Here is a 26,501-nt window from a genome sequence, read left to right on the forward strand (position 1 = left end):
CAAACGTTACGGGATCCGTGAACCGAACAGGACCGCGGCGCCCGCCACCAGCACTCCGGCCAGGATCGCGGCCACGATGAACCACTGCGTGATCTCCTGGTTGACCAGCTTGTAGCCGAGCGAGGTGCCGATCTGCTCGTAGACCTCGCGCAGCTCGCTGCCGGACTCGGCGGTGTAGGCGCGGCCGCTGGTGCCGTCGGACAGTGACTGCAGGGTCTGCTTGTTGACCGGGACGTTCACGGGCCTGCCGTCGATGGAGACGGTGCCCTCCTGGGTGCCGTACGCGATCGTGGAGACCGGTACGCGGGCCTGCTGGGCGGCCTCGATGGCCTCGTTGACCGACCGCCCCGAGGTGTTGTCGCCGTCGGACAGCAGCACGATGGCGGCCGGCGGCGGGTCCGTGGCGGCCTGCTGGTCGAAGGAGCGCAGCGAGTCGAGCGCGTTGAAGACGGCCTCGCCGATCGCGGTGCCGGGGCGGGTGGTGAGGTTGCCGATGGCGGTCACCACGGCCTGGTGGTCGGTGGTGGGGGAGATGACGACGTTGGCCGAGCGGGCGAAGGAGACGACGCCCACGTTGAAGCGGTCGGGCAGCTCCTTGGCGAACGCCTGGGCGGCGGCCTTGGCGGCGCTGATGCGGTCGGGCTGGACGTCGTCGGCGTCCATGGACAGGGACACGTCGAGGGCGATCATGATGGTGGCGCGGTCGCGGGGGACGCGTACCTCGTCGGCGGGCTTGGCGGCGCCGACGACGAGCAGCGACATCATGAGCAGGAACAGGCCGGGGGCGACGTGGCGGCGCCAGCCGGGGCCCGCGGGGGCGACGAGGTCGAGCAGGGCCAGGTTGGTGAAGCGCACGGTGTAGCGGCGGCGGGCGAACATCGACAGGACGTAGCCGGCCGCCAGCAGCAGCACCAGGACGAACAGCCACAACCAGCCCGCGGCGAGGAATGTCATGCGGAGGGCCTCCGGTGGGCTAGGTGGCTCGTGCGCCGCTGGCGGAGCACGAACTGCGCGAAGTCGAACACCCAGTCGCGGTCGGTGCGCAGGACGAGGTGGGCGATGCCGGCGCGGCGCAGGGCCAGGCGGGTGCCCTCGCGCTGGAGGGCGGCCGCCTCCGCGTACGCGTGCCGGATTTTTGGCGAGAGGTGCACTTCGCGTACTTTCCCGGTCTCGGGGTCGGCGAACGCGACCCGGCCGACGTCGGGCAGCTCCAGCTCGCGCGGGTCGATGATCTCGACCGCCAGCACCTGGTGGCGGGCCGCGAGCCGTCTGATGGGGCGCTCCCACGGCCGTTCGGCGTCGGGGTCGAGGTCGGGCTGCGCGTCGAGGAAGTCGGAGACGATCACCCGCATGCCGCGCCGCCTGCGGGTGGCCGACAGCACCTCGATGCCCTCGGCCAGGTCGGGCGGGTCCTCGACGATCCGGCCTCTGGGGGCGTCCATGAGGGAGTGCAGCAGCCCGTACAGGGCGGGGCGGCCGGTGCGGGCGGGCATGCGGTGCACGTACTCGTCGTGCAGGACGAGCGCGCCGAAGCGGTCGCCCATCCGGCTGGACAGGAACCCGAGCGCGCCGACGGCGGCCACGACCAGGTCGCGCTTGTCGCTGTCGGCGGTGCCGAAGTCCATGCTGGGGGACAGGTCGGCCAGCGCCCAGGTCTCCAGCTCGCGGTCGGCGATGAGGTCGCGCACGTGGGGGATGGTGGTGCGGGCGGTGACCGCCCAGTCCATGCGGCGCACGTCGTCCTCGCCGGGCACGTAGACGCGGCTGTCGCCGGCCTCGCTGCCGGTGCCGGGCAGCAGCCCCTGGTGGGCGCCGTGCAGCAGCCCGTCGAGGCGGCGGGTGACGGTCAGTTCGAGCCGCCGCAGGGCTTGCTCAGCGGTGGTGGTCAACGGTTCTGGTTCCAGACGACGAGGGGCGGGGGTACGGCGTGCAGGATCTGCTTGACGACCTGCTCGGGGTCGACGCCGTCGGCCAGGGCGTCGAAGGTGAGCATGAGCCGGTGGGACATGACGTCCACGGCGACGTCGCGTACGTCGTCGGGCAGCAGGTAGTCGCGGCCGCGCAGCAGGGCCAGGGCCCGCCCGGCCGAGACCAGGCCCAGGGTGGCGCGGGGGCTGACGCCGATCTCGATGGTCTCGGTGAGGTCGGCCAGCCCGTACTCGGCGGGGGCCCGGGTGGACATGACCAGCCGCACGACGTAGTCGGCGACGAGCTGGTGCACCGAGACCTGCTCGGCCGCCTGCTGCAGCGCCAGCAGCCGGGCGGGGTCGAGCACCCGCTCGGGGACCGGCGGGGTGACGCTCATGCGGTGCAGGATCTCCAGCTCCTCGTGGGCGCTGGGATGCGGCACCCGCACCCGGAACAGGAACCGGTCGCGCTGCACCTCGGGCAGGGGGTAGACGCCCTCGGACTCGATCGGGTTCTGGGTGGCCAGCACGATGAACGGCCTGGGCAGCGGGTGGGTGACGCCGGCCAGGGTGACCTGGCGCTCGGCCATCACCTCCAGCAGCGCCGACTGGACCTTGGCGGGGGCGCGGTTGATCTCGTCGGCCAGCAGGAAGTTGACGAACACGGGGCCGAGCTCGACATCGAACTTCTCGTTGGAGGGGTGGAAGACGCGGGTGCCGACGATGTCGCTCGGCACGAGGTCGGGGGTGAACTGGATCCGGGCGAACGTGCCGCCCACGACGGTGGCCAGGGTGGAGGCGGCGAGCGTCTTGGCGACGCCCGGCACCCCTTCGAGCAGGCAGTGCCCGCGCGCGAGCAGGGCCACGACGAGTCTTTCGACCATGTGGTCCTGTCCGACGATGACACGCCGGACCTCGTCGAGACTCTGACGCAGCAGTGCCGCGTCGTTTCCGCCTGGCAACTCTTCGGCGACGCTCATGACGCCATTCCACCAAACGCGCCGCAAACGTGCACGACGCCACGTCTGTGCTTTCATGGCAAACGTGGCAAGTCCCCTGCAGTACGGTGATCCGCCCGGGCTCGGTCCCTACGTGGTGCAGGCGCGCCTGCACGCGGCTCCCGCCGGGTTCGTCTACCTGGCGCAGTCGCCCGACGGGCGTGCCGTGTCGCTGGCCGTGCTGACCAGGGGGGCCGCGTACGACGCCGCGGCGCGCGACCGGTTCGTCACCGCGATCAGGGAGGCCGGCGGGCGGGAGCGTTCCGGGCTGCGCGGCCGGCTGGGGCGTCCTGGGCGCTCGCGGGGCGCGGTGCTGGACGGCGCGCCGGAGGTGCTGGCCTATGAGGGCGGGCGGGCGCCGTGGGTGGCGGTGCCTTACGCGCCGGGGCAGCCGGGGGCCGAGTGGTTCCTTGAGCCGGTCATGGTGGGCGGGACGTTCATCGGGGCGGCCCATGGGCCCGACTTCGTCCCGTACTGGCTGACCGACCGCGCGCCCGCGCTGCCCGGTCCCGGGCGCCCGCCGCGGCCGCTGACCGAGACGCGCAAGCGGGTGCTGCTGGCGGCGCTGACCCTGGTGCTGCTGCTCCTGCTGGTGACGGCCATCCTGCTGGTGATGCTGTTCGGGCGGCGCGACAGCGAGCCGCAGCCGAGGCAGTTGCCGCCCACGGTGTTCGTGCCGACGCCGCCGCCGACGCCGGAGACGCCGATGCCGCAGCCCTCGCCGTCGCAGTCGCCCTCGCCGAGCCAGAGCGGGCCGAGCACGCCTGGCCGTTCGCCCGGGGAGGATCCGGGGGACGAGGCGCCGCTGTGACGGCTCGGTTAATGGGTTTGAGTCTCACGTAACGTGAGGCTTTAGCGTCGCCGGCATGGAATTCATCGTTCACGACACGCTGACGGCGATGGCCGAGCTGCTGGAGCAGCCGCTGGAGCGGCGGCCCGGCCTGCTGCGGGAGGTGCTGGCGCCCATCCGCGAGGTGATCCCGATGCCCGGCGACATCGTCGACATCCACCAGCAGGGTGGCGGCTTCCTGGTCGACACCGACGACCCGCGCTACCTGCCCGCCGTCCGGCGCATGATCGAGACCGACGTGCTCGGGCAGGTGCGCCGGGAGCTGGAACGGGCCTCCGAGCGGCTGCACGCGGCCAAGCAGGCCGACTCGCTGCAGATCATGTTCATGATGGGCAACCCGGACAACGAGCACCTGATGACGACGGCCGGCGGCTACTACGGCATGGGTGGCGCGCCCGGCTGGCTCTACCTGCTGGCCTGGCCGTCGGAGGAGGTGCTCGGGCGGATCTGCCACCTGGCGGTGCACGAGTTCCACCACAACGTGCGCTACACCAACGTCGAGTGGAACCCGGCCACGGTGACCGTCGGCGAGCACGTGGTGGCCGAGGGGCTGGCCGAGGCGTTCGTCAGGGAACTGTCGGGGGCCGAGGCGATGGGGCCGTGGTCGTCGATGGTGACGGGGGAGGAGTTCGACCGGGCGTACGAGCTGATCATGGCGGACTTCGATCTGGCCGGGATGCAGCACACGTCGGCGTACGTGCTGGGTGACAGCGCCATGCGGCGCTTCGGGCAGGAACCGCGCGGCATTCCCGACATGTCGGGATATGCGGTGGGCCTGAACCTGGTGGACCGGGCGCTGGCCGCCACCGGGCTGAGCGCGGCGGAGGCGACCGTCCTGCCCGTCGCCGAGCTCATGCGGCGCGGCGGCATCCGTCCCTGACCGGACGCGTCACCCCTGCTCGGACGGGGAGACGAAGCCCGACTCGTAGGCGGCGATCACGGCCTGCGTGCGGTCGCGGGCGCCCAGTTTGGCCAGCACGTTGCCCACGTGCGTCTTGACCGTCTCCTGGCTGACGACCAGGTCCGTCGCGATCTCGTGGTTGGACAGGCCCTTGGCCATCAGGCGCAGCACGTCGCCCTCGCGGCCGGTCAGCCGGTCGATGCCGGGCGCGCGGCCGGGGGATCGGCTCGGGGCGCGGCGGCCCGCCAGCCGCCTGATCGCGGCGGGGAACAGCAGCGACTCGCCCGACGCGACCAGTCGTACGGCCTGGACCAGGTCGTCCGGTCGCGTGCGTTTGAGCAGGAAGCCGCTGGCGCCGGCCAGCAGCGCGTCGTAGACGTGATCGTCGTTCTCGAACGTGGTCACCACCAGCACCTTGGGCGGCTCGTCGAGCGCCATCAGCCGTTCGGTGGCGCGGATGCCGTCGAGGGCGGGCATGCGCACGTCCATGAGGACGACGTCGGGTCGCTCGCGGCGGACCACGGGCACCACCGCGGCGCCGTCGGCGGCCTCGCCGACCACGGTGAGGTCCGGCTCGGCGTCGAGGATGACGCGCAGACCGGCCCGGATGAGGGCCTCGTCGTCGGCGATCACGACTCTGAGTGTCATGCGCTCGACCGTAGCGGGAGGCGGGCGGTGACCTGCCATCCGCCTTCCGTGGGGCCCGCCTGGAGGTCGCCGCGCAGCAGCCGTACTCGCTCGCGCATGCCCGCCACGCCTCTGCCTCCGGTCAGGGACGTGCCGGCGCGGCGGCCGTCGTTGGCGACCTCCAGGCACAGCTTGCCGTCCTCGACGGCGGCGGTCAGGCGCACGGGGCCGTGGCCGTGCCTGATCGCGTTGGTCAGGGCTTCTTGCAGGATCCGGTACGCCTCCCGCGACACCATGGCCGGCACTCCCGACAGATCGCCCACGTCCTGGCGCACCTCGGCCCCCGAGGCGTCCACGAGCGCGCCGAGATCGGCCAGCGTCGCCTGCGGCCCGCGCCGGCCCGCCTCCCCGTCAAGCGCGCCCTCGCCCAGCGCCTCGTGACGCAGGACGCCGAGGACGTGGTCCAAGTCCTCCAGGGCGGCGCGGGCCGAGTGCTCGATCGCGGCCAGCGCGGTCCTGGCCGTGCCGGGGTCGCGGTCGAGCACCTTTCCCGCGGCGGCGGCCTGCAAGGTGACGACGCTGAGCGCGTGCCCCACCGAGTCGTGCAGCTCGCGGGCCAGCCGGTTGCGCTCGGCCAGCGTCCTGGCCCGCTCCTCGGCGGCGGCCAGCCGTTCGGCGGGGGTGGGGCCGAGCAGTACGGGCGCCAGCCTGGCCAGCAGCTCACCCGCGCCCGCCGCGAGGACGACCAGCGCCGCCAGCAGCGCCAGCCCGGCCAGCGCCCAGCCCACGGCGGGCCAGCCGGGGCCGACGTCCATGCCGAGCATCCTCGTTCCCCCGGTGAACGGCAGCACGAGCGTGAACATCGTGAACGGCACGATCGCCAGCGTGCAGCCGCTGACCACGCCCCCGACGCCCAGGTGCAGCGTGAACCAGGCGGCGGTGCGCCGCCGTTCCTGCCAGGACCTGCCCGCCTGCCGCGGCGGCGTCTCCACCCGCGCCCCGAGCAGGCCCTGCGCCGCGTTGAGCTCCAGCGCCCGCACCGGCAGGAACAGCCCGGTCACGGCCACCACGGGCAGCATCGCGACGAACACGCCCACCTCAAGGGGCAGCAGCACGTCGGCCGGCCGGCCGTGCACCAGGCCCGAGAGCAGCACCCCGACCATCATGTACGGCATCAGCAGCGCCCCGCCCAGGACGAGGCACGCCCACCGGCGGGGCAGGTTCCTTCTCACGCCAGCGATTGTAGTTCGAGGCGAATTCGCGGTCAGGAGAGGGCTTTCCGCAATTCGGGGGACTGGAGCCGCCATTTCCGTCGTGATGTCGCGTGGAAAGAATGCCACGCGAAATGGCGTCCTTCATGGCGGGAGGTGGTGCCCGGCCTGGCTTGACCAGCTCGTTGTTCCCTGCTCGAAGGGCGCGCTACTGTCCGCCGCTGGAAAGTCGGCGGCGACAATTCGCTTTTACCGGTGGCCGAGGGCCGGCACGCGGCACAACGCCGACCTGAATTCCGGAAAAGCGTGACGGGGGTGATCGGCAGGAGAAGGGCGTGCCAGGTGGATCCCGCACGGATGCAGCACCCGTCCCCTTTGGTGAAGTTCGCCGGATTTATGGGGATATCGTCATCGTCGGCCCCGACGACGTCACCCTCCAGCTCACGATGCTCGAACGCGCCTGAGCCCCCCCACGAACGGAGACCCCGTCATGACCGGACAGCAGCCCTGGCAGTGGGACGAGCCCACCTGGCGCGGCCACGTCGAGCGGGTGCGGGCCGGCCGGAGCCTGCGCCCCCGCACCTGGCCCGGCGGCGCCCGCGTCGCCGTGGCCCTCTCCTTCGACTCCGACCATGAGACGCTCCCCCTGCGCGACGGCGAGACCCGGCCGGGCCGGCTCTCCCAGGGCGAATACGGCTCCCGCGCCGCCGCCCCGCGCATCCTGCGCCTGCTGGAACGCCACCGCATCCCCGCCTCGTTCTTCGTGCCGGCCGTCTCGGCACTGCTGCACCCCGGCGAAGTGCGCGACTACGTCGCCGCCGGCCACGAGGTCGCCCTGCACGGCTGGATCCACGAACGCAACCTGCTGCTCACCCCGGCCGACGAGCGCGAGCTGGCCTTGCGCGCCGCCGACACCCTGGAACGGCTCTCCGGCACTCGCCCCGTGGGCCTGCGCACCCCGTCGTGGGACTTCTCCGACCACACCCTCGCCATCACCCGCGAGCTGGGCCTGCGCTACGACTCCTCGCTCATGGCCGACGACGAGCCGTACGAGCTGCTGGCCGAGGGTGAGCCGACCGGCGTGGTGGAGATCCCGGTCGAGTGGATCAGGGACGACGCGCCGTACCTGACGATGGACCGTCAACCGGGGAGCCGGCCGCACACGCCGCCCCGGCAGCTGGCCGGGATCTGGCGCGACGAGTTCGACGCCGCCTTCGAAGAGGGCGGCCTGTTCCAGCTCACCATGCACCCGCACGTCATCGGTCACCGCTCCCGGATGGCCGCGCTGAGCGAGCTGGTCGAGCACATCTCCGCGCACGACGGCGTCTGGTACGCCACCCATGCCCAGGTCGCCGAGTACGTCTGGGAGCACGCCTGACCCGCGCCGAGGATCACAGCTTTATTGCAGTGTGCAAGGTTCGTTTCATGCGTCATGCTGAGTGCGGTTGAGAATGGTCAGTCACCGGCCGCCGAGGGATGTGAGACATGGGCCTTTCCGGAGAGGAAAGCCGCGCACTCGAGGAGATGGACGCGCGCCTGTCGAGGGAGGATCCCGAACTCGACGCGTTGCTGTCCGGATCCTCCGCGCGCAGGCGGGGGCCTCACGGGCGGGACGGCGCTCTCCAGGTGTGGCTCATGCTGATGCTGCTGACCTGTGCCGTCTTCATGATGGGCATCGTGCTGATGCTGTCGTCGGGGGAATACGTCTGCGCCGACGCGCAGTCCCGTTCCTGCGAGAATCCCGCTGACGCCGAGGTGCGGCTGCAGCGGTAGCCGCGTCAGGTGGCGGGCGGGGAGGGGAAGCTCGCCGGGGTGGTCAGGCCGGTGCTCTCCAGCAGGCGCTGGTGGTTGAGCACCGCGCTGTTGCACTGCTCGGCGAAGCGGCGGATCAGCGTGTTCTGGGTGCTGCCGCGGACCGCGCCGATCAGGCCGAAGATCTGGCCGTGGGCCAGACGCAGCCATTTGACGTACGTGGCGTCGTACTGCGCCCCCGACTTGCTGGAAATGTCGGACATCCAGGACTGCTGCTGCGTCGTGGGCTTCACCGGCAGCTTGATCTCCAGCTTCGCGGCCACCTCCCGTACCTGGCGGTCGAGGGTGTGGTGCTGGGACGCGATCGTCTTGCTCGCCTCGCGGACCTTGGTGATACTGGCCCGCTGCACCGCGTCCTGCGCGATGGGCATCTCCCACAGGCTGGCCAGCCGCACCTTGCGGACGAGCTCCTGGTCGGCCTCCGACAGGGGACCCCATTCCGTCTGCCGGGTCGCGGCCTGCTTCTCCTCCTCGGCGTTCTCGGCGTTCTCGGCGGGAGAGGAGGCCGGGTCGTCAGGCTCCGCGGTGATGCCGGCGGTGGCGGTGCTGATGGCGGCCACGTCCGAGACGGGCGTCGGCGTGTAGGTGGCGCAGGCGCTCGTCGAGCAGAGCAGGCCGAGACCACAGACGATGGTTACGCGACGGCTTCGGCGGATTCGCATGCACCGCCACCTCTTCCGGGAGTCGGGGATGGGGCCGTCCTGCGGCGCTGGTCACCAAGAGATACGTGGGAGAGATGAGCCTCGTTCATAGCAATATGCAAAAGTTGCACAGTGCAACCCGGAGCGCCCCGAGCGCTAGCGGCCCCGCGCCGCGCCGACCCGTTCCAGCACCTCCCGCAGCTCTCGCGGCGAAGCGCGGCGGCAGTTCCACATCACCCGGGCGTCGTCGCCGTGCCATCGCGGGACGACGTGGGCGTGGAAGTGGAAGACCTCCTGCCCCGCCGCCTGCCCGGTGGCGTGCGTGACGGACATCCCGTCCGGGGCCAGCGCCACCCGCAGCAGGGCGCTCACGCGATGCGCCAGCCGGGCCACTTCGGTGAAGGCGGCCTCCGGCAGGTCCCACAGGTCCCGGGCGTGCTCGCGCGGTACGACCAGCGTGTGGCCGGGGGCGGCGGGGGCGATGGTCAGGAACGCCACCGCGTGCTCGTCCTCCAGCACCCGGTAGGCGGGAGCGCGGTCAGCGGTGATCTCGCAGAAGACGCAGTTCTCCTCCATCCGTACGATGATCGCAGCCGTCTTCCAGGAGGGCGACCGCGTTCACCACCTCGGGGAAGGCGTCGATGAAGGCGTCCACGCGGTGCGGGCCGAAGTCCGCGCGCCGGCGCAGGCCGCTCTGCATGCAGGCGGCGAAGCGCAGGCCCGCGCCGTTGGCGGCCTGGGCGTCGCCGGGGGAGTCGCCCACGTACAGGCACTGGCGGGGGTCCAGGCCGGTGGCGGCCAGCAGTTCGTCGAAGGCGCGGGCGTCGGGCTTGCCGAAGCGGACGTTGCCGGCGTGGTAGACGGCGGCGATCCGCCCGGCCAGCGCGTGGCCGGGCGCCATCAGGTGCTCCATCTCCGCCTCGGTGCGCGAGGTCAGCAGCATGAGGGCGCGGCCGGCGGCGGCGAGCTCGTCGAGGGCCCTGAGGTTCTCCGGCGCGACGACGTCCAGCCGGCCGGCCGCCACGTACTGCCTGAGCACCTGCGGATAGACGGCGGCGAAGGCGTCGAGGTCGAGGCCGGGCGAGCGCTGCGGCATCGCCTGGAGCAGAGGCTGCCCCCACGTGGCCACGTGGGCGTCCCGGGACATCGGCTCCCGGCTGAGGCGGGCGAGCACGTCGTTCTCCAGTTCGAAGCAGGCGGCCTCGGTGAGGCAGAGCGTGTCGTCGACATCGAGCACCACAGCGCGGATCACAGGGCCAAGATAGCGACTCGCGCTTTTCCGGCCACGAGCGGGGGAAATTGCGTGCGCGGCTAGTCGCAGATATAAATAGAAGGCGTGTGCAAGTAAATGACAACTGGCTTCAGACGAGGAGCATCTCCGTGGCCTCCCTGTTCACCCCTTACGACCTCAGGGCGCTGACCATCCCCAACCGGATCTGGATGGCCCCGATGTGCCAGTACAGTGCCGCGCCCGAGGGGGAGACGGCCGGCGCGCCCACCGACTGGCACCTCGTCCACCTGGGCGCCCGCGCCTCCGGCGGCACCGGGCTGGTCATGACCGAGGCCACCGCCGTCAGCCCTGAAGGCCGCATCTCACCCTACGACCTCGGCATCTGGAACGATTTTCAGGTGGACGCCTTCCGCCGCATCACCGCGTTCCTGAAGACGCAGGGCTCGGTCCCGGCCATCCAGCTCGCCCACGCCGGGCGCAAGGCGTCCACCGAACGCACCTGGGTCGACCAGGGCCGCCCGCTCAAGCCCGGCGAGCCGCACGCCTGGACCCCGATCGGCCCCAGCGCCGTCCCCTTCGGCCCGGAGTCGGCGACGCCGCGCAAACTCACCGCGGACGGCATCGGCGCGGTCGTCGGGCAGTTCGCCGAGGCCGCCCGGCGGGCGCTCGCGGCCGGGTTCGAGGTCGCCGAGATCCACGGCGCCCACGGCTACCTCATCCACGAGTTCCTCTCCCCGCACAGCAACCACCGCACCGACGGGTACGGCGGCTCGTTCGAGAACCGGATCCGCCTCGCCCTGGAGGTCGTGGACGCCGTCCGCGCGGTGTGGCCCGAGGACCTGCCCGTGGTCTTCCGCGTCTCCGCCACCGACTGGCTCACCGAGAACCCCGAGGACGGGCGCGACGGCTGGACGGCCGACGACACCGTACGCTTCGCCAAGCACCTTCACGCCCGCGGCGTCGACCTGCTGGACGTCTCCAGCGGCGGCAACGCCCCCGGCGCCAAGGTGGTGACCGGCCCCGGCTACCAGGTGCCCTTCGCCCAGCGGGTCCGCGACGAGGTCGGCATGCCCGTGGCGGCGGTCGGGCTGATCACCGAGCCCGCCCAGGCCGAGGAGATCGTCGCCTCGGGCCGGGCGGACGCGGTGCTGCTCGGCCGCGAGCTCCTGCGCGACCCGTACTGGGCCCGCCGCGCCGCCGGGGAGCTCGGCGGCGAGGTCGCCGCCCCCGCCCAGTACCACCGCGCCTGACGCCGGGCCGTCAGCCCACGAACGTGTGGGTGCCCGCCCCCACCTCCCGCGGTTCCGCCCCCGGCAGCTCCACCAGCGCCGACGTGCCCGGCGGCACGGTGGCCGTGACCGTCAGCGTGCCGCCGTCCAAGGTCCAGGAGACCGCGGCCGGCCCGTACGGCGTGTCGAGCCGGGCCGAGGCGTGCGTCAGCCCGCCCCCGGGACGCGGCGCGACGCGCAGGCGCCGGTAGCCGGGCTCGGCCGGGGCCAGGCCGGCCACCGTGCGGTGCAGGAAATCGGCCACCGCGCCCAGGGCGTAGTGGTTGAAGGAGGTCATCTCGCCCGGGTTGACGCGGCCGTCGGGAAGCATGCTGTCCCAGCGTTCCCAGACGGTGGTGGCGCCCATGGTCACCGGATACAGCCACGACGGGCACTCGCGCTGCGTCAGCAGGGCATAGGCCGTGTCGTAGGCGCCGACGGAGCACAGGGCGTCGCAGACGAGCGGGGTGCCGACGAAGCCGGTGCCGATGCGGTGGCCGTCGGCGGCGACCAGCTCGACCAGCCGCCGCCCGGCCCGTTCGCGCTGCCCGGGCCCGTCGAGCAGGTCCAGGTGCAGGGCGAGGGCGTAGGCGGTCTGGGTGTCGCAGGCCAGCCGGCCCGACGGGGTGACGAACTCGCGGCGGAAGGCCGCCCGCACCTCGTCGGCGAGGGCGGTGTAGCGGGCGGCGTCGCCGGCGTGGCCGAGCAGCTCCGCCGCGCGGGCGAGGACGCGGGCCGACCAGGCGTGGCAGGCGGTGGCGACGAGCGCGTGGTCGGTACGGGCCCGGCCGGGGTGGTCCGGGGGAGCGGCGGGGTCGAGCCAGTCGCCGAACTGGAAGCCCTCGTCCCACAGATGGTCGTGGGTGAGGGTGGCGATCTGGTCCACCCACGCGGTCATGCTCGCGTACTGGGCGGCCAGCACGCCCAGGTCGCCGGTGCGCTCGTAGAGCACCCATGGGACGAGCACGGCCGCGTCGCCCCAGGCGGCGGCGGGCGTGAGGCCGGGCTTCAGCTCCACCCACGGCACGTAGTGCGGCACGGTGCCCGCTTCCGACTGGTCGGCCGCCAGGTCGGCGAGCCACGACGTCAGCGGCCCCGCGCAGGCGTAGAGGAACGCGGCGGCAGGGGCGAAGACCTGGATGTCGCCGGTCCAGCCGAGCCGCTCGTCGCGCTGCGGGCAGTCGGTGGGCAGGCCGACGTAGTTGCCGCGCATGCTCCACCGCACGTTGTCGTGCAGCCGGTTGAGCAGCGGGTCGGAGCACGCGAAGTCGCCGATGGCGCGCATGTCGGTGTGGCAGACGACCGCCTCGACGTCGCCGGGGTCCAGCTCGCCCGGCCAGTCGTCGATCTGGGCGTAGCGGAAGCCGTGCGTGGTGAAGCGCGGCTCGTACGTCTCAGGGCCGTCGCCGCGCAGCGTGTACCGGTCGAGCGCGGCGGCGCCGCGCAGCGGCCGCACCGCGAGCGCGCCGTCCTCCAGGACCTCGGCGTGGCGCAGGGTGATCGTGTGCCCGGCGGGGCCCTGGACGCGCACGCGCAGGCGGCCGGCGAGGTTCTGGCCGAAGTCGAGGATGGTCTCCCCGGACGGGCCGGTCAGGATCGCGGCCGGGCGCAGCGTCTCGGTCCTGCGGATGGGCGGGCCGGTGGGGGCGACGAGCCGGGCGGCGTCGTGGGGGAGCACGTCGGCGGGCAGCCAGGAGGAGTCGTCGAAGCCGGGCTCCGACCAGCCGGCCGGGAGCAGGCGGGCGTCGTGGTGCTCGCCGTCGTACAGGCTCGCGGCCGTGACGGGACCGGCCGCGCAGCGCCAGGAGCCGTCGGTGGCCACCACGTCCGTGGTGCCGTCGGCGTAGGTGATCTCCAGTTGCGCGATCAGCGCGGTGCGGTCGCCGTACACGCCGCTCCTGCCGCCGTTGAAGCCGAGGCGGCCCCGGTACCAGCCGTCGGCCAGGGTGGCGCCGAGGGCGTTGCCGCCCTCGCGCAGCAGGCCGGTCACGTCGTGGGTGCGGTAGAGCAGCCGGTGGCCGTAAGTGCTCCAGCCGGGGGCGAGCACGTCGTCGCCGACCACGCGGCCGTTGAGCTCGATCTCGTACGTGCCGTGCGCGGTGACGTACAGGCGGGCCCGCTCGACCGGGCCGCGGACGGCGAAGCCGCGGCGCAGCAGCGGCGCGGGCCCGTCGGGCTCGCCCAGCAGCTCAAGGGGCGGCGCGGCGGCGCACGCCCGCCAGTCGGCCGGATCCAGCAGCCCGGCCTCCGCGTAGGACCAGTCGCTCCACGCGCCGGCCGAGCCGTCGGCGCCGTGGACGCGCACCCGCGCGCCGCGCCGCTCGCGCGACCTCAGCGGCGCGCCCGGCCAGGGCACGAGCACCGAGTCCTGCGACTCGACCCGGCCGGTGGCGGTGCCGTCGCTCAGCTCGATCTCGTACGCCGCCTGCCGCCACCCGGGCAGCTCGGTGGTCACGGTCCAGGACAGGCGGGGCGCGGGTTCGCCGATGCCGAGAAGGTCGTCGTGGTGTTCGAACGTGGGTGTGCTGACGTGTGGCAAGGCGCTCCTTAGCCCTTGACGGCGCCGGCGGTCATACCGGCGACGATCTTGCGGTTGAAGAAGACGAACAGCAGCAGCGGCGGGATCGTGATGAGCACGATGTCCATGAACAAAAGGTTCCACTGGGTGTTGTACTGGCTCTGGAAGTTGTAGAGCGTGACCTGCACGGTGGCGTTCTCGTCGCCGGGCAGCAGATAGAGCGGGTTGACGAAGTCGTTGAAGATGTTCACCGAGCTGACCAGGACGACGGTGATGGTGACCGGCCGCAGCAGCGGGAAGACGACGCGGAAGAACAGCCGCAGGCCGCCGCAGCCGTCGATCTGGGCGGCCTCGTCCAGCTCGCGCGGGATCGCCGCGATGAACGCCCGGAACAGCAGCATCGCGAACGACAGGTGGAAGGCCACCTCGGCCAGGATCATCCCCGGCAGCGTCTTGAACAGACCGAGCGCCTGCAGCAGCCAGATGGTCGGCACGACCGCCGGCGGGATGATCAGCCCCGACAGCACGAGGAAGCCGGCCACCCTGGACACCCGGCCCGGACGGCGCTGCAGCACGAACGCGGCCATCGAGGCGAAGACGACCAGCAGCGCCACGGAGGCGACGGTGATCACGGTGCTGTTGACGTAGGCGCGCAGCAGCACGTAGTCGCGCGCCTCCACCACGGCGACGAAGTTCTCGACGATCGGCCAGCTCGTCGGCCAGGCGAAGTCGAGGTCGGTGGCCTGCGTCTGGTCCTTGACCGCGGTCAGCAGCATGAACGCGAACGGGACCAGGAAGATCACCGTGGCCAGGACCAGCGTGAGCGTCTCCGCGCCCAGCCGGCGAAGCGCCCTCATGCGGCCACCTGCCTCTTGCCGAGGAAATGGTTGAGCGGCACGGCGATGACCGTGACGACGAGGAAGAGCAGCACGTTGCCCGCGGTGGACAGGCCGAAGAAGCCGGCCTGGTACTGCTTGTAGATGATCGAGGCGATGGTGTCGCTGGTGAAGCCGGGCCCGCCGCGGGTCATCGTCCAGATGAGGTCGAACGAGCGCAGCCCGCCGATGAACGACAGGATGATCACCGAGTACGTGGCCGGCCGGCTCAGCGGCAGCGTGATGTGCCGGAAGCGGTGCCAGGCGCCGCCCCCGTCCACCGCCACGGCCTGGTAGTACTCGGCCGGGATCGACATGATGCCGGCGATGTAGATGACGGTGGCCAGGCCCACGCCCTTCCACACGTCCACCAGCGCCACCGACAGCAGCGCCGTGGGGGCGTCGCCGAGCCAGTCGCGCCCGTCCACGCCCACCACGGCCAGGGCCTCGTTCACCAGGCCCGTGTCCGGCTTGAGCAGCATGCTGAAGGTGATGCCCACGGCGACCGTGGAGACCAGCGTCGGGAAGAACACCACCGAGCGCAGGAAGCCGCGCAGCCGCAGCCGCGAGGTGAGCAGCACGCCCAGCAGCAGCCCGAGGACGACCTTCAGCCCGCTGGTGAGCACCGCGTAGAACAGCGTGTTGCCGAAGCCGATGCTGAGGTTCTGCTCGGCCAGGAAGTCGCGGAAGTTGTCCAGGCCGACGAACGTGCTGTCGAACAACGTCCACCGGGTGAGCGCGAAGTAGAAGGCCATGGCCGTCGGCACCAGGAAGACGACCCCGAAGACGACGGCGGCGGGCAGGTACAGCGCGTACGGGTAGGCCGCGTCGCGGCGGCGCGAGGCGCGGCCGGGGGCCCTGGCCGGGCCGGACCCCGTACGGGGTCCGGCGTGCTGGCTGGTCACCACCCCGCGAGACCCAGCTGCTTGGCCTGCTTCTCCACGTCCTTGTCGTACTGGGCGGCCCCCTCGGCGGGCGGCGTCAGCCCGGAGCCGACCGCGACGGTGATCTGCTCCAGTGACGGGCCCTTGACCGGCGAGACGAACTCCAGCGCCGGCGCCGTGGCGCCCTGGTCGACGTAGGTCTGCAGGTCCTTGGCGGCCTGGATGGCGTCATCGGGCAGCTCGGCGCCCGTGATCCGGTACGGCCCGGTCGGCGGGACGGCCGCGGTGACCGCCTCGGCGGCCGGCGGCGAGGCGACGAAGGCCAGGAACTTCTTGGCCGCCTCCACGTTCTCGCTGGTCCTGGCGATGTAGACGGCGGCCGGCTCCCAGACCGTGGCGCCGTTGCGGGCCGCGTCGGTGCCCGGGATGCCGAAGAAGCCGACGTCCGTGGCCGCCTGCGGCAGCGTGGCGATCACCGGCGGCAGGGCGGAGCTGAGCATCGCGTAGTGCGCGCCCTTGCCCTCGGCCAGCATCTTGACGCCCTGGTCGTTGGTCGCCGAGCCGAAGCCCTCGTTCAGGTAGCCCTTGGCGTGCACCTCGGCCAGGTGCTCGAACCCGGCTCGCGCGGCCGGCGTGCCGGCGAACTTGACCTTGTTGGCGGTGTAGTCGCGGGCGAAGCCCGGCACCGCCGCCTGCACGTTGAAGAAGTCGCCGAGCACGAACAGCTGCGAGGTCCAGGTGTCCTTGAACGTGCCGATCACCGGGGTGATCCCGGCCGCCTTGATCTTCTCGTTGTTGGCCATGAAGTCGGCCCAGGTCGTGGGGACCTCCAGCTTGAGCCGTTCGTAGATCTTGCGGTTGTACAGGATGCCGCCGCCGGTCAGCGTGCCGGCCGGGACGCCGTACGCCTTGCCCTCCTGGCTTACCACCGGCAGGTAGTCCTTCCGCACGCCGGCCAGCACCGGGTCGCCGGTGAGGTCGACCATGGTCTGCGCGGGGTTGAGCGCCTGGAGCAGCGAGCCCGAGTTGTACCAGAACACATCCGACATGTCGCCCGTGGAGAGGCGGGTCTTGACGATGTTGTCGCCCTCGCTGCCTCCCGGCCGCGTCTCCGTCTCGATCTTGATCTTGGGGTTGGCCCGCATGAAGGCGTCCGTGAGCGCCTTGGCGGTGGCGGTGGTCCCGAGGCTGTTGTCGACGAGGAACTTCAGCGTGACCGAGCCGTCTTCGGCCGGTCCTGAACCGCCGCTCGAGCCGGAGCCGCACGAGGTCAGGGCCGTCATCGTGAGAACGGCCAGGGCCGCTCCCGCCATGCGGTGCGAGGTCTTCACAACGCCCCTCCGGGTTCGTTGAAACGTTTTAAACGTCCCCCGATGGGAGTTAACGTAAGCGTTACGTGGCGGGTCGTCAAGACTCGGATGGGGAACGGTCCCCGATCGACATCCTTGTCATCGCGGGCATGTTGAAGGTTTGGCGAGGCCGGATGGGTAACGTTACCCATCCCAGGTGGAGGTGGTGCGGGGCTCGTACAATCGAGCGGCGTCTGGTCGAGCGAGAGGCGGCACATGGTCACACGGGACCGGCAGCGCAGGGTGACGATCACCGACGTGGCCAGGCACGCCCAGGTGTCCACCACGGCGGTGTCGAAGGTGCTGCGCAACGCCAGCGGTGTCAGCGAGGCGATGCGCGCCAAGGTGCGGGCCGCCATCGACGATCTCGGCTACCGCCCGCACAACGCGGCCCGCGCCATGCGCGGGCGCACCTTCACCATCGGCGTGCTGCTGCCGCACATCAGGAACCCGTTCTTCGCCGACATCATCGACGGACTGACGGAGGAGATCTCCGCCAGCGGATACCAGGCCATCATGGTGCAGAGCGGCGGCCGCGACCCCGCCGCGGAGCGGCGCGCGAGCGACGCGCTGGTGGACCGGCAGGTGGACGGCGTCTTCTGGGTCGCCCCCGCCTGCGCCAGGGCGCAGCTGGAACAGCTGGCCGACGACACCCCGCTCGTCGTGCTCGGCCGCCACGACCGCTCCTCCCGCTACGACTGCGTCCTCGACGACGACGAGGTGGGGGCCGAACTGGCGGTCGAGCACCTCATCGGGCTGGGCCACCGGCGCGTCGCGCACATCACCGACTCCCTCAGGAGCCGCTCGACCGCCCTGCTGCAGACCATCAGGGCGGCCACCTACGAACGGGTGATGACCGAGCACGGCCTGGCCGAGCACATCGCCGTGGCCAGCACCTCCTACACCGAGGAGGGCGGCTACGAGGGCACCCGCGAGCTGCTGTCGCGCGACCCGCGCCCCACCGCCATCTTCGCCGGCTCCGACCAGGCCGCCTTCGGCGCCCTCGCGGCCGTCCACGAGGCCGGCCTGACCGTCCCCGGCGACATCTCCGTGGCCGGCTACGACAACGCCCGCGTGACCGGGCTCGCGCACATCGCGCTGACCAGCGTCGACCAGGACGGCGCGCTGATGGGGCGGACGGCGGGCCGGCTGCTGCTCGAACGCATCGGCGGGCGCACCGCCGCGGTGCGCTTCTCGGTCACCCCTACCCTCGTCACCCGCCGCTCCACCGCACCCCCGGATCCGCGCCCCAAGGGCCCTACGCCGGATTGGTGACAAAGGGCCATATTCCTGCAAGTCCGTCGCCAAGATGTGGCAACGGTGGGTCTCGTCCCGGACACCGCTCCCTACGATTGAACCCATGACAGCTCCAACGGGTACGGCATCGACGACAGCGCAGGACGGAACGAGGTAGCGCGTGCGGAGCCGCGCTGATGAGCGGATCCGGCCGTACACGGCGGGGCTGGACGAGGCCTTGGCCCGGGTCGTCCGTGACACGATGGCGCACATCGGCGCGATCTACCTGCTCTCCCCGCCCGGCGACGTGCCCGGGGACGTGCCCGGCGGCGTGCCCGGCGATGTGATGGACAACGGGGAGCGGGTCCTGCTGATGGAGGCCGAGATCGGCCTGCCCGGCCAGATCGTCAAGCCGTGGACCAGGATCAGGACGAACGCGAGCGCGCCGGTGGCCGCGGCGGTCCGGAGGCGCCGGCTGATCTGGGTGCCCGACCGCCAGGAGATGGCGGCCAGGTTCCCCGGGTCGGCCCTGGCGCTGCCGTACCGGTTCGCGTGCGTCGCCGTTCCCCTGTGCGACGGGCCGCGGTTGTGGGGGGCGCTGGTCCTGCTCTGGCCGGCCTCGCGGCCGGCCGAGCTCGCCGCCGCCGAGCGGGAGGCCGTCGAGGCCGCCGCCCACAACATGGCCACCCTGCTCGCGCAGGCGGCCGACAGCGGGCATGCGCTGGAGCCCGCCGGGGAGCCGCGCGTCCTGCCGCAGGGGCGGGCCCTGATGCCGGAGCCGCACGCCGCCATGGCCGGCTATCTCGACCGGCTGCGCGGCGCCTGCGTCGCGCTCAACCTGGACGGCGTCATCACCTTCGCCGACGCGACCGCGGCCGCCCTGCTCGGCACCGACCTGGCCGAACTGCGCGGGAAACCGCTGTGGGAGGTGGCGGCGTGGCTGAAGGACCCCGTCTTCGAGGACCGCTGCCGGGCCGCGGTGGTCAGCCAGGAGCTCACGTGGTGCACCGCCCGTCATCCCGACGGCCGTGAGCTGCGGTTCTGGCTCTATCCCGACCCGTCGGGCATCAGCCTGCGCATCACCCCGGCCGCGCAGGACGACCCGGCCAACGCCTACCCGCGCGATCCCTCCGCCGGCGCGGCGGGGATGCACCGGGTGGACGTCTACTACAACTTCCTGCACATGGTGGCGGGCCTGACCCGGGCCCTGAACGTACGCGAAGCCGTCGACCTGATCGCCGACCACGTCATGCCGGTGTTCCGGGCCACGGCCATGGCGATCGTGATCGCCGAGGGCGGCCGGATGCGGATCGTCGGCTCCCACGGATATCCGGCCGGTGTGCTCCACCAGTTCGACGGGCTGCCCCTGCACTCGCCCACACCAGTGGCGCAGGTCCTGCGCAGCGGCGAGCCGCTGTTCGCGGGCGGCTGGAGCGAGCTGGGGGAGCTCTATCCCGAGCTGGGGCGCGACGATCCGATGGAAGCCTGGGCGTTCCTGCCGCTGGCCGTCTCCGACGACATCTTCGGCTGCTGCGTGCTCGCTTTCGACCATCCCCATCCCTTCACCCCCGAGCAGCGCGCCACGCTCACCGCCCTGGCCGGCATGATGGGGCCGGCGCTCGACCGGGCCCTCGTCTACGACACCAAGGACCGGCTCTCCCACACCCTGCAGACCTCCCTGCTGCCCGGCAGCCTGCCCGAGATCGCCGGGCTGGAGGTGGCCGCCCGCTACGTGCCCGCCACGCGGGGCGTCGGCGTCGGCGGCGACTTCTACGACCTCGTCCGGCTCGACGACACCACCGCCGCCGCGGTCATCGCGGACGTCCAGGGACACAACATGACCGCCGCCGCGCTCATGGGCCAGGTCCGCACGGCCATCCACGCCTACGCCGCCACCGGCGCCGGCCCCGGCGACGTGCTCATGCACACCAACCGCCTGCTCATCGACCTGCGCGCCGACCTGTTCACCAGCTGCCTGCTCGTCTACGTCAACCTGCGGCTGCGCACGCTCTGCGCGGCCAACGCCGGGCACCTGCCGCCGCTGCTGCGCCCGCCGAGCATGCCCGCCGAGGTCATCGACGTGCCGCCCGGCGTGCTGCTCGGCATCGATCCCGACGCCGACTATCCCACCGTGCAGACGCCGTTCCCGCCCGGCGCCGTCCTGGCCCTCTACACCGACGGCCTGGTCGAGGCGCCGGGGACCGACCTCGACGAGGCCATCGGCGGGCTCGCCGCGCACCTCACCCGCGCCTGCGACGAACCCCTCGAACACCTCACCGACGCCCTGCTCGACCACGCGCCCCACACCAGGCACCGCGCAGACGACATCGCGCTCATGCTGCTCCAGCACCGCGGGACGGGCCCGCAGCGGACCCCCTGAACCACGCGCAAAATATGCACGTTATGCAATGATGCGCGCCATGTAGTTTCGGTACGATTGCGCCTTCGCCGGACGGGCGGGCCGGGAAGCGGCCCGCCCGGGAACAGGACGTGCCGATGACCGACAACAGCCTGACCGAGGAGCCCCGCACCGCCAATCCCACGGCGGCGCGCAGGATCCTGCCCGCGAACCTGGTCGAGCGGGCCGGCTGCCCGTTCGATCCGCCGTCGGGGCTGCGCGAACGGCGCGGGCGGGGCGCCGTCCAGCCGCTGCCGCTGGCGAACGGCGCGGCGGCCTGGCTGGTGACCGGCTTCGAGGAGGCCCGTACGGTCCTGGCGGACGCGCGCTTCAGCGCCGACAAGCTGCGCCACCGCGAGGCCATGTCGCTGCGGCCGGACGAGGTGGCCGCTCTGGCGGCCGGTAAGGCGCCTCAGGCGCCCGCTGTCGAGAGCCGCGCGGACGGGCTCTTCGTGTTCATGGACCCGCCCGAGCACACCCGGATCCGGCGGCTGCTGACCGGCCAGTTCACGGTGCGGCGCATGCGGGCCCTGGAGGCGCGGGTCAGGGAGATCGCCGTCGAGCACATCGAGGCGATGCGGGCGGCCGGGACCGAGGCCGACCTCGTCCCCGCGTTCGCCCTGCCGCTGCCCTCGCTGGTCATCTGCGAGCTGCTCGGCGTGGACTACGCCGACCGGGCCGAGTTCCAGGAACGCACCGCCGTCTCGCTCAACTCCGCCGCCCCGCCCGAGGCACGGGCCGAGGCCGGCGCCGCGCTGCACGCGTTCATGCGCCGGCTCGTCGCGGACAAGCGCGCCCGTCGCACCGACGACCTACTGTCCGGGCTCATCCACGACGCCGACCCGCCGCTGACCGACGCCCAGCTCGTCGACATCGCCACCGTGCTGCTCGGCGCCGGCCACGAGACCACCGCGAACATGCTCGGCCTGGGCGCCTTCGCGCTGCTCCAGCACCCCGGCCAGCTCGGCGCCCTGCGTGACGACCCGGGACTGATCGACGACGCGGTCGAGGAGCTGCTGCGTTACCTGTCGATCATCCAGCTCGGTGTCAGCCGGGTCACCACCGAGCCGGTCACGGTGGGCGGCGTGGACCTCCCCGCCGGCGCCACGGTCGTGATCGCCACGCCGGAGGTCAACCGCGACGAGCGGCATTGGGCCGAACCCGACCGGTTCGACGTGCTCCGCCCGCGCGCCTCGCACCTTGCCTTCGGCCACGGCATCCACCAGTGCCTGGGCCAGCAGCTGGCCCGGGTCGAGCTGCGGATCGGCCTGCGCGAGCTGATCACCCGCCTGCCCGGCCTGCGCCTGGCCGTGCCCGCCGGGCAGGTGCCGCTGCGGGACGAGATGCTCATCTTCGGCGTGCACTCCCTGCCCGTCGCCTGGTCCTGGTCGCGATGAGTTTTCGTCGCCGCGAAGGTCGGTACGGGTGACACATCGGCCCAGCACACGGATGAGGACCTGACAGTGGATCTCTTCGCCGGCATTCCCGTCACCGACTACGCGGCGGCGGCGCCCTGGTACGAGCGGTTCTTCGGCCGGCCGCCGTCGTTCCTGCCCAACGACATCGAGGCGGTGTGGGAGACGGCCGAGCACCGTTACGTCTACATCGTCCAGGATCCGCGACGGGCGGGGAACGCCCTGGTGCTGCTGTACGTCGGCGACCTGGACAAGGAGGTCGCCGAGGTCGCGGGGCGGGGGATCGAGCCCGCGGAGCGGGAGACGTTCGAAGGGGGCGCGACCAAGGTGATCTACCGGGACCCCGATGGCAACGAGATCAGCCTGGGCGGCGGCCCGGCCTGACCCGGCCTCCGGGGTTCGGCCTGCGCGGGTGGCCTGACCAGGCCTCCGGGGTTCGGGCCGCGCGGGTGGCGGGGCGCGGTCAGGGGTTCGGGCCGCGCGGATGGCGGGGCGCAGTGAGGGGCAGGAGGACGTCGTCGACGACGGCGACGACGTCCTCCTCGCTCACGTGCCCTTTGTGCATCGTCTCGCCCAGGATCATGCGCGGCCCGACGGAGGCGACCAGCGGCGTCACCGCCGCCGGATCCGCCTCACCGCGTTCGGCGGCGACGCGCAGGCGTCCGATGACGATGTCCTGGTGGCGGACGATGACCAGGGAACGGACGGCGTCGTGCAGCTCCGGCGGGCGGCCCCGGTCGGTCAGCAGCGGGATGATGGCCCGGCCGCGCGGCTCGTCGAGCACGCGGGCCAACCCGCGCAGCAGGGCGAGCAGGTCGCCGCGCAGGGTGCCCGTGTCGGGAACGGGGGCGTCGGCGAACCCCTCGACCGGATCCTTCATCGCGTCCAGCAGCAGCTCGGCGGGGCTCGACCAGCGGCGGTAGAGGACCGACTTGCCGGTCCCCGCGCGGGGGGCGAGCTTGTCGAAGGCGAGCGCGTCGTATCCGTGCCGGGCCAGCTCCTCGAACGCGGCCCGGTAGATCGCCCTGGTCAGCGCCTCACCCCGCCGCCGGGTGGGCCTGCCCGCCGGTCCGGCACCGGAGCCGGGAGCCGGTTCGTCGGCGGGGCGGGGCGGAGGGCCGGTGGCGTCGGCGGGGCGGGGCGGAGGATCGGTGGCGTCGGCGGGATGCGGGAGCACGCCTCCGGTTATAGCCGACCCGGGTGCGCGGCCCGCATTGGACATGCCAGCTCCCCGGGGACTAGCCTCACCTCATTAGAGGACAATTCTGTCCCTTAAATGGAGGAGGGCTCCATCGTGAACGCATTCGCCCTGGTCAACGCGCGGGTCTTCGACGGGTGGCGGCTGACGGAACCGGCCACCGTCGTCGTCGAGAACGGGCTCATCGCCTCCGGGGCGGCGCGGGGCGAGCGGATCGACGCCCGTGGGGCCGTCCTGCTTCCCGGACTGATCGACGGCCACGTCCACGTCCGCAGCGCCCGCGCCCGGGACGCGCTGGCCCGCCATGGGGTGACCACCGGCCTGGACATGGCCTCCTGGCCGCCGGAGCTGTCCGCCTCGCTGCGTGGAGCCCCGGGCACCGCCGACCTGCGCAGCGCCGGACTGCCTGCCATCGGGCCCGAGGGACCGCACGCCCGCCTGCTGGTGAAGGAGCCCGAGGCCGTCGTCACGGACGCCCGCGAGGCGGAGGGCTGGGTCGCGGCCCGGATCGCGGAGGGCGCGGACTACGTCAAGATCATCATGGAGGCGCCCGGCGGGGGCGGCCTGGAGGCCGTCGTGGCCAAGGCGATCGTGGACGCCGCCCACGCGCGCGGCCGGCAGGTGGTCGCGCACGCCGCCTCCGCCGGGGCGTACACGATGGCCGTCGACTCCGGCGCCGACGTCATCACCCACTGCCCGCGCGGCGCGGCTGCCGACCCCGCCGACGTGACCCGCATGCGCGCCGAGGGACGCGTGGCCGTCCCCACCCTGGTCATGATGCAGGGCCTCGCCCGCTTCTTCGGCGCCCAAGGCGCTGACGGTGCTCACGGTGCTCACGGTGCTGGCGGTGCCCAGCGCGCTTCCGGCGCCCCCGGCGGCTTCGCCGGTAGCACGGCGACCGTGGCGGCTCTGCACGCGGCCGGTGTGCCCGTTCTGGCCGGGACCGACGCCAACGACGAGCCCGGCGTCCCCTTCCAGGTCGAGCACGGCGCGAGCCTGCACCAGGAGCTGCGACTGCTGGTCGAGGCCGGGCTGAGCCCCGCCGAGGCGCTGCGCGCGGCGACGTCCCTGCCCGCGCGGCACTTCTCCCTCGGCGACCGGGGGAGCGTCGAGCCCGGCCGCCGGGCCGACCTCGTCCTCATCGACGGCGACCCGCTGGCCGGCATCACCGCGACCGAGCACGTCCTGCGCGTGTGGTGCGCCGGCGTCGAACACCTTGCCGCCTGAGCCCACCCCGGGCTCGGTCGCGGGGCAACCCGGGGTAAAGGCATACATAAGCCAGTGATATAAGTTGCTTATGGATGTCGATCCCCCTGCTCAGCCCGTGGACGAGCTGGAGCTGGCGGTCGGGCTGGCCCGGATCAGGACGATGATGCGCCTGCTCGACGTCCCCAGGGACCTGTCGATCACGGCGCTGTCCACGCTGGCCAACCTGGAACGCCTGGGCCCACGCCGGCTCACCGACCTGGCCGTCATGGAGGGCGTCACGCAGCCCGCGATGACCCAGCTCGTCTCCCGGCTCGAACGGGAGGCGCTGGCCGAGCGGCAGCCCGACCCCTCCGACCGGCGTGTCGTCGTGGTCGCCATCACCCGGCACGGCCGCGCCGAGCTGGCCCGCCGCCGCGCGGTCCAGGCCAAGCGGCTGGCCGAGCTGCTGGCGGAGCTGCCCCAGGAAGACCGCGCCGCCATCGCCGCCGCGCTGCCTGCCCTCGAACGGCTGACCGCGCGAGCCTTCGGCCCCGCCGACCCCGCTGTCCCCTCCCCCGAGGTGAGTGAATGACCAGCCCCGCCCCCAGCCCCATCAGCCCTGCCCCGAGCCCGTTCCGTCAGCCCAAGGCCGTCTGGGCGGTCGCGTTCGCGTGCGTGATCTCCTTCATGGGGATCGGCCTCGTCGACCCGATCCTGCCCGCGATCTCCGCCGACCTGCACGCCTCGCCCAGCCAGGTGACGCTGCTGTTCACGAGTTACCTGGTCGTCATGGCCGTCGCGATGCTGATCACCGGCTGGGTGTCCAGCCGCATCGGCGCCAAGTGGACGCTGATCGCCGGGCTCGTGCTGATCGTCGTGTTCAGCGCGCTGGCCGGCACCTCCGGCAGCGTCGGCGGCATCATCGGCTTCCGCGCGGGCTGGGGGCTGGGCAACGCCCTGTTCGTGGCGACGTCCCTGGCCGTCATCGTGGCCGCCGCCAGCGGCGGCTTCAGCGGCGCGATCATCCTGTACGAGGCCGCGCTCGGCCTGGGCATCGCCATCGGCCCGCTGCTCGGCGGCGCGCTGGGCCACATCAGCTGGCGCGGCCCCTTCTACGGCGTAGCCGTGCTGATGACCGTCGCCCTGCTCGCCACCGTCCTGCTGGTACGCCCGCAGCCGAAACCCGCGCGCAGAACCTCCCTGCTCGACCCGCTCAAGGCCCTGCGCCATCGCGGCCTGCTGATCATGAGCCTGACGGCCCTCTGCTACAACTGGGGCTTCTTCACGGTGCTCGGCTACGCGCCCTTCCCGATGGAGCTGGACGCCATCCAGCTCGGCCTCGTCTTCACCGGCTGGGGCCTGATGGTGGCGATCTTCTCGGTGGCCGGCGCGCCCTGGCTGCAGCGCCGGCTGGGCCTGGCCCGCACGCTCTACGGCAATCTCGCCCTGTTCGCGGTGGTCATCTTCGTCATCGCCGCCTTCGTCGACAACCGGCCGGTGCTGATCACCGCCGTGATCGTGGCCGGCGTCTTCATCGGCGTGAACAACACGCTGACCACCCAGGCCGTGATGATGGTCGCGCCGGTGGAACGGCCGGTGGCCTCGGCGGCGTACGGGTTCGTGCGCTTCATCGGCGGCGGCCTGGCGCCGTTCGCGGCCGGGCAGCTCGCCGAGCACTACAACGTGCACGTGCCGTTCGTCATCGGCGCCTGCGCGATCCTCGTCGGCATCGCCATCCTCGCCACCGGCCACCGCGACCTGGCGCGCGCCGAGAGCAACCAGGCCCAGCTGGACGCCCACGCCGGCCAGGGCGAACGGGACGCCGAGCTGGCCGAGGCCGCCGAGGCCGCCACCGGCACCCCGAGCTGAGCCGGTCTGGCCCAGCATCACGCATCAAGCATCACGCATCACCGTCATGCGGCTCGTTCCCGGTTGGCGGGCTGTTCCCCGGCCGAGTAGGTTTCATTCTGGAACTCGGACAGAAGTGAAAAAGA

The 26,501-nt window shown here is 72.4% G+C and carries 25 protein-coding genes; 12 read left to right on the plus strand and 13 right to left on the minus strand.

Annotated elements, in window-relative coordinates; genetic code table 11:
• Positions 1-6: 6 nt before the first annotated feature.
• Genes AB0C27_RS13525 through AB0C27_RS13535 form a run of 3 tightly spaced genes read right to left on the minus strand, consistent with a single transcriptional unit; the run spans position 7 to position 2,887 of the window.
• A complete protein-coding gene (locus tag AB0C27_RS13525) occupies positions 7-954 on the minus strand; it encodes a VWA domain-containing protein (protein WP_357842534.1) in 948 nt (315 codons plus the stop codon).
• Entirely contained in the window at positions 951-1,889 is a 939-nt protein-coding gene (locus tag AB0C27_RS13530) for a DUF58 domain-containing protein (protein ID WP_357842537.1), read from the minus strand. Before AB0C27_RS13530 ends, AB0C27_RS13525 begins: the two co-directional genes overlap by 4 nt.
• On the minus strand, positions 1,886-2,887 hold the full coding sequence (locus AB0C27_RS13535) for a MoxR family ATPase (protein ID WP_357842540.1): 1,002 nt from the start codon (positions 2,885-2,887) through the stop codon (positions 1,886-1,888). The genes AB0C27_RS13530 and AB0C27_RS13535 overlap by 4 nt, the downstream gene beginning before the upstream one ends.
• Positions 2,888-2,942: 55 nt before the next feature.
• On the opposite strand from AB0C27_RS13535, the gene AB0C27_RS13540 reads away from it, so the two are divergent.
• Both AB0C27_RS13540 and AB0C27_RS13545 read left to right on the plus strand, forming a co-directional pair.
• Entirely contained in the window at positions 2,943-3,716 is a 774-nt protein-coding gene (locus AB0C27_RS13540) for a hypothetical protein (RefSeq protein ID WP_357842542.1), read from the plus strand.
• A gap of 55 nt (positions 3,717-3,771) precedes the next feature.
• A complete protein-coding gene (locus tag AB0C27_RS13545; RefSeq protein ID WP_357842545.1) occupies positions 3,772-4,635 on the plus strand; it encodes a DUF2268 domain-containing putative Zn-dependent protease in 864 nt (287 codons plus the stop codon).
• Between the two features lie 9 nt (positions 4,636-4,644).
• On the opposite strand, the gene AB0C27_RS13550 is transcribed toward AB0C27_RS13545, so the two are convergent.
• Complete coding sequence (locus tag AB0C27_RS13550) at positions 4,645-5,304, minus strand: response regulator transcription factor (RefSeq protein WP_357842548.1); 660 nt, start codon at positions 5,302-5,304, stop codon at positions 4,645-4,647.
• A complete protein-coding gene (locus AB0C27_RS13555) occupies positions 5,301-6,515 on the minus strand; it encodes a histidine kinase (protein WP_357842551.1) in 1,215 nt (404 codons plus the stop codon). The genes AB0C27_RS13550 and AB0C27_RS13555 overlap by 4 nt, the downstream gene beginning before the upstream one ends.
• A 469-nt stretch (positions 6,516-6,984) precedes the next feature.
• On the opposite strand from AB0C27_RS13555, the gene AB0C27_RS13560 reads away from it, so the two are divergent.
• Both AB0C27_RS13560 and AB0C27_RS13565 read left to right on the plus strand, forming a co-directional pair.
• Positions 6,985-7,872 carry a polysaccharide deacetylase gene (locus tag AB0C27_RS13560; RefSeq protein ID WP_357842554.1) on the plus strand — a complete coding sequence of 296 codons (888 nt, stop codon included), beginning with the start codon at positions 6,985-6,987 and terminating at the stop codon, positions 7,870-7,872.
• 107 nt (positions 7,873-7,979) lie between these two features.
• Positions 7,980-8,267: a DUF3040 domain-containing protein gene (locus tag AB0C27_RS13565; RefSeq protein ID WP_357842557.1), complete on the plus strand. Its 288-nt coding sequence runs from the start codon at positions 7,980-7,982 to the stop codon at positions 8,265-8,267.
• Positions 8,268-8,272: 5 nt separating this feature from the next.
• On the opposite strand, the gene AB0C27_RS13570 is transcribed toward AB0C27_RS13565, so the two are convergent.
• The 3 genes from AB0C27_RS13570 to AB0C27_RS13580 form a co-directional block, all read right to left on the minus strand.
• On the minus strand, positions 8,273-8,968 hold the full coding sequence (locus AB0C27_RS13570; protein ID WP_357842560.1) for a DUF4142 domain-containing protein: 696 nt from the start codon (positions 8,966-8,968) through the stop codon (positions 8,273-8,275).
• A 135-nt stretch (positions 8,969-9,103) separates the two neighbouring features.
• Entirely contained in the window at positions 9,104-9,523 is a 420-nt protein-coding gene (locus AB0C27_RS13575) for an HIT domain-containing protein (protein WP_357842563.1), read from the minus strand.
• Positions 9,486-10,199: an HAD hydrolase-like protein gene (locus AB0C27_RS13580; RefSeq protein ID WP_357842566.1), complete on the minus strand. Its 714-nt coding sequence runs from the start codon at positions 10,197-10,199 to the stop codon at positions 9,486-9,488. Before AB0C27_RS13580 ends, AB0C27_RS13575 begins: the two co-directional genes overlap by 38 nt.
• Before the next feature lie 128 nt (positions 10,200-10,327).
• Here AB0C27_RS13580 and AB0C27_RS13585 point away from each other — a divergent pair, with 128 nt between their 5' ends.
• Positions 10,328-11,428: an NADH:flavin oxidoreductase/NADH oxidase gene (locus AB0C27_RS13585; RefSeq protein WP_357842568.1), complete on the plus strand. Its 1,101-nt coding sequence runs from the start codon at positions 10,328-10,330 to the stop codon at positions 11,426-11,428.
• 10 nt (positions 11,429-11,438) lie between these two features.
• Here the strand turns inward: AB0C27_RS13585 and AB0C27_RS13590 are convergent, their stop codons facing one another.
• The 4 genes from AB0C27_RS13590 to AB0C27_RS13605 are packed head-to-tail and all read right to left on the minus strand — an operon-like array spanning position 11,439 to position 17,054.
• Positions 11,439-13,985 carry a glycoside hydrolase family 78 protein gene (locus AB0C27_RS13590; RefSeq protein ID WP_357842571.1) on the minus strand — a complete coding sequence of 849 codons (2,547 nt, stop codon included), beginning with the start codon at positions 13,983-13,985 and terminating at the stop codon, positions 11,439-11,441.
• An 8-nt stretch (positions 13,986-13,993) separates the two neighbouring features.
• On the minus strand, positions 13,994-14,821 hold the full coding sequence (locus tag AB0C27_RS13595; RefSeq protein ID WP_357842574.1) for a carbohydrate ABC transporter permease: 828 nt from the start codon (positions 14,819-14,821) through the stop codon (positions 13,994-13,996).
• On the minus strand, positions 14,818-15,744 hold the full coding sequence (locus AB0C27_RS13600; RefSeq protein WP_357842577.1) for a sugar ABC transporter permease: 927 nt from the start codon (positions 15,742-15,744) through the stop codon (positions 14,818-14,820). The genes AB0C27_RS13595 and AB0C27_RS13600 overlap by 4 nt, the downstream gene beginning before the upstream one ends.
• Positions 15,741-17,054: an extracellular solute-binding protein gene (locus AB0C27_RS13605; protein ID WP_357842580.1), complete on the minus strand. Its 1,314-nt coding sequence runs from the start codon at positions 17,052-17,054 to the stop codon at positions 15,741-15,743. The genes AB0C27_RS13600 and AB0C27_RS13605 overlap by 4 nt, the downstream gene beginning before the upstream one ends.
• A gap of 234 nt (positions 17,055-17,288) precedes the next feature.
• Here AB0C27_RS13605 and AB0C27_RS13610 point away from each other — a divergent pair, with 234 nt between their 5' ends.
• The 4 genes from AB0C27_RS13610 (at position 17,289) to AB0C27_RS13625 (ending at position 22,505) form a co-directional block, all read left to right on the plus strand.
• On the plus strand, positions 17,289-18,347 hold the full coding sequence (locus tag AB0C27_RS13610; RefSeq protein WP_357842583.1) for a LacI family DNA-binding transcriptional regulator: 1,059 nt from the start codon (positions 17,289-17,291) through the stop codon (positions 18,345-18,347).
• 142 nt (positions 18,348-18,489) lie between these two features.
• Complete coding sequence (locus tag AB0C27_RS13615) at positions 18,490-20,688, plus strand: SpoIIE family protein phosphatase (protein WP_357842586.1); 2,199 nt, start codon at positions 18,490-18,492, stop codon at positions 20,686-20,688.
• Between the two features lie 116 nt (positions 20,689-20,804).
• Positions 20,805-22,103, plus strand: a complete 1,299-nt coding sequence (locus AB0C27_RS13620; protein WP_357842589.1) for a cytochrome P450 — start codon at positions 20,805-20,807, stop codon at positions 22,101-22,103.
• 66 nt (positions 22,104-22,169) lie between these two features.
• Positions 22,170-22,505, plus strand: coding sequence for a VOC family protein (locus tag AB0C27_RS13625; RefSeq protein WP_346114930.1), 336 nt, complete (start codon positions 22,170-22,172; stop codon positions 22,503-22,505).
• A 79-nt stretch (positions 22,506-22,584) separates the two neighbouring features.
• On the opposite strand, the gene AB0C27_RS13630 is transcribed toward AB0C27_RS13625, so the two are convergent.
• Positions 22,585-23,298 carry a TetR/AcrR family transcriptional regulator gene (locus AB0C27_RS13630; protein WP_357842592.1) on the minus strand — a complete coding sequence of 238 codons (714 nt, stop codon included), beginning with the start codon at positions 23,296-23,298 and terminating at the stop codon, positions 22,585-22,587.
• Between the two features lie 117 nt (positions 23,299-23,415).
• Here AB0C27_RS13630 and AB0C27_RS13635 point away from each other — a divergent pair, with 117 nt between their 5' ends.
• The 3 genes from AB0C27_RS13635 (at position 23,416) to AB0C27_RS13645 (ending at position 26,376) form a co-directional block, all read left to right on the plus strand.
• A complete protein-coding gene (locus tag AB0C27_RS13635; RefSeq protein WP_357842595.1) occupies positions 23,416-24,546 on the plus strand; it encodes an amidohydrolase family protein in 1,131 nt (376 codons plus the stop codon).
• Between the two features lie 70 nt (positions 24,547-24,616).
• On the plus strand, positions 24,617-25,099 hold the full coding sequence (locus AB0C27_RS13640) for a MarR family transcriptional regulator (RefSeq protein WP_357842598.1): 483 nt from the start codon (positions 24,617-24,619) through the stop codon (positions 25,097-25,099).
• Complete coding sequence (locus tag AB0C27_RS13645; protein ID WP_357842601.1) at positions 25,096-26,376, plus strand: MFS transporter; 1,281 nt, start codon at positions 25,096-25,098, stop codon at positions 26,374-26,376. Before AB0C27_RS13640 ends, AB0C27_RS13645 begins: the two co-directional genes overlap by 4 nt.
• Positions 26,377-26,501: the final 125 nt, after the last annotated feature.

The sequence above is a fragment of the Nonomuraea sp. NPDC048882 genome, from assembly GCF_040649755.1.
Classification (GTDB): Bacteria; Actinomycetota; Actinomycetes; order Streptosporangiales; family Streptosporangiaceae; genus Nonomuraea; species Nonomuraea maheshkhaliensis.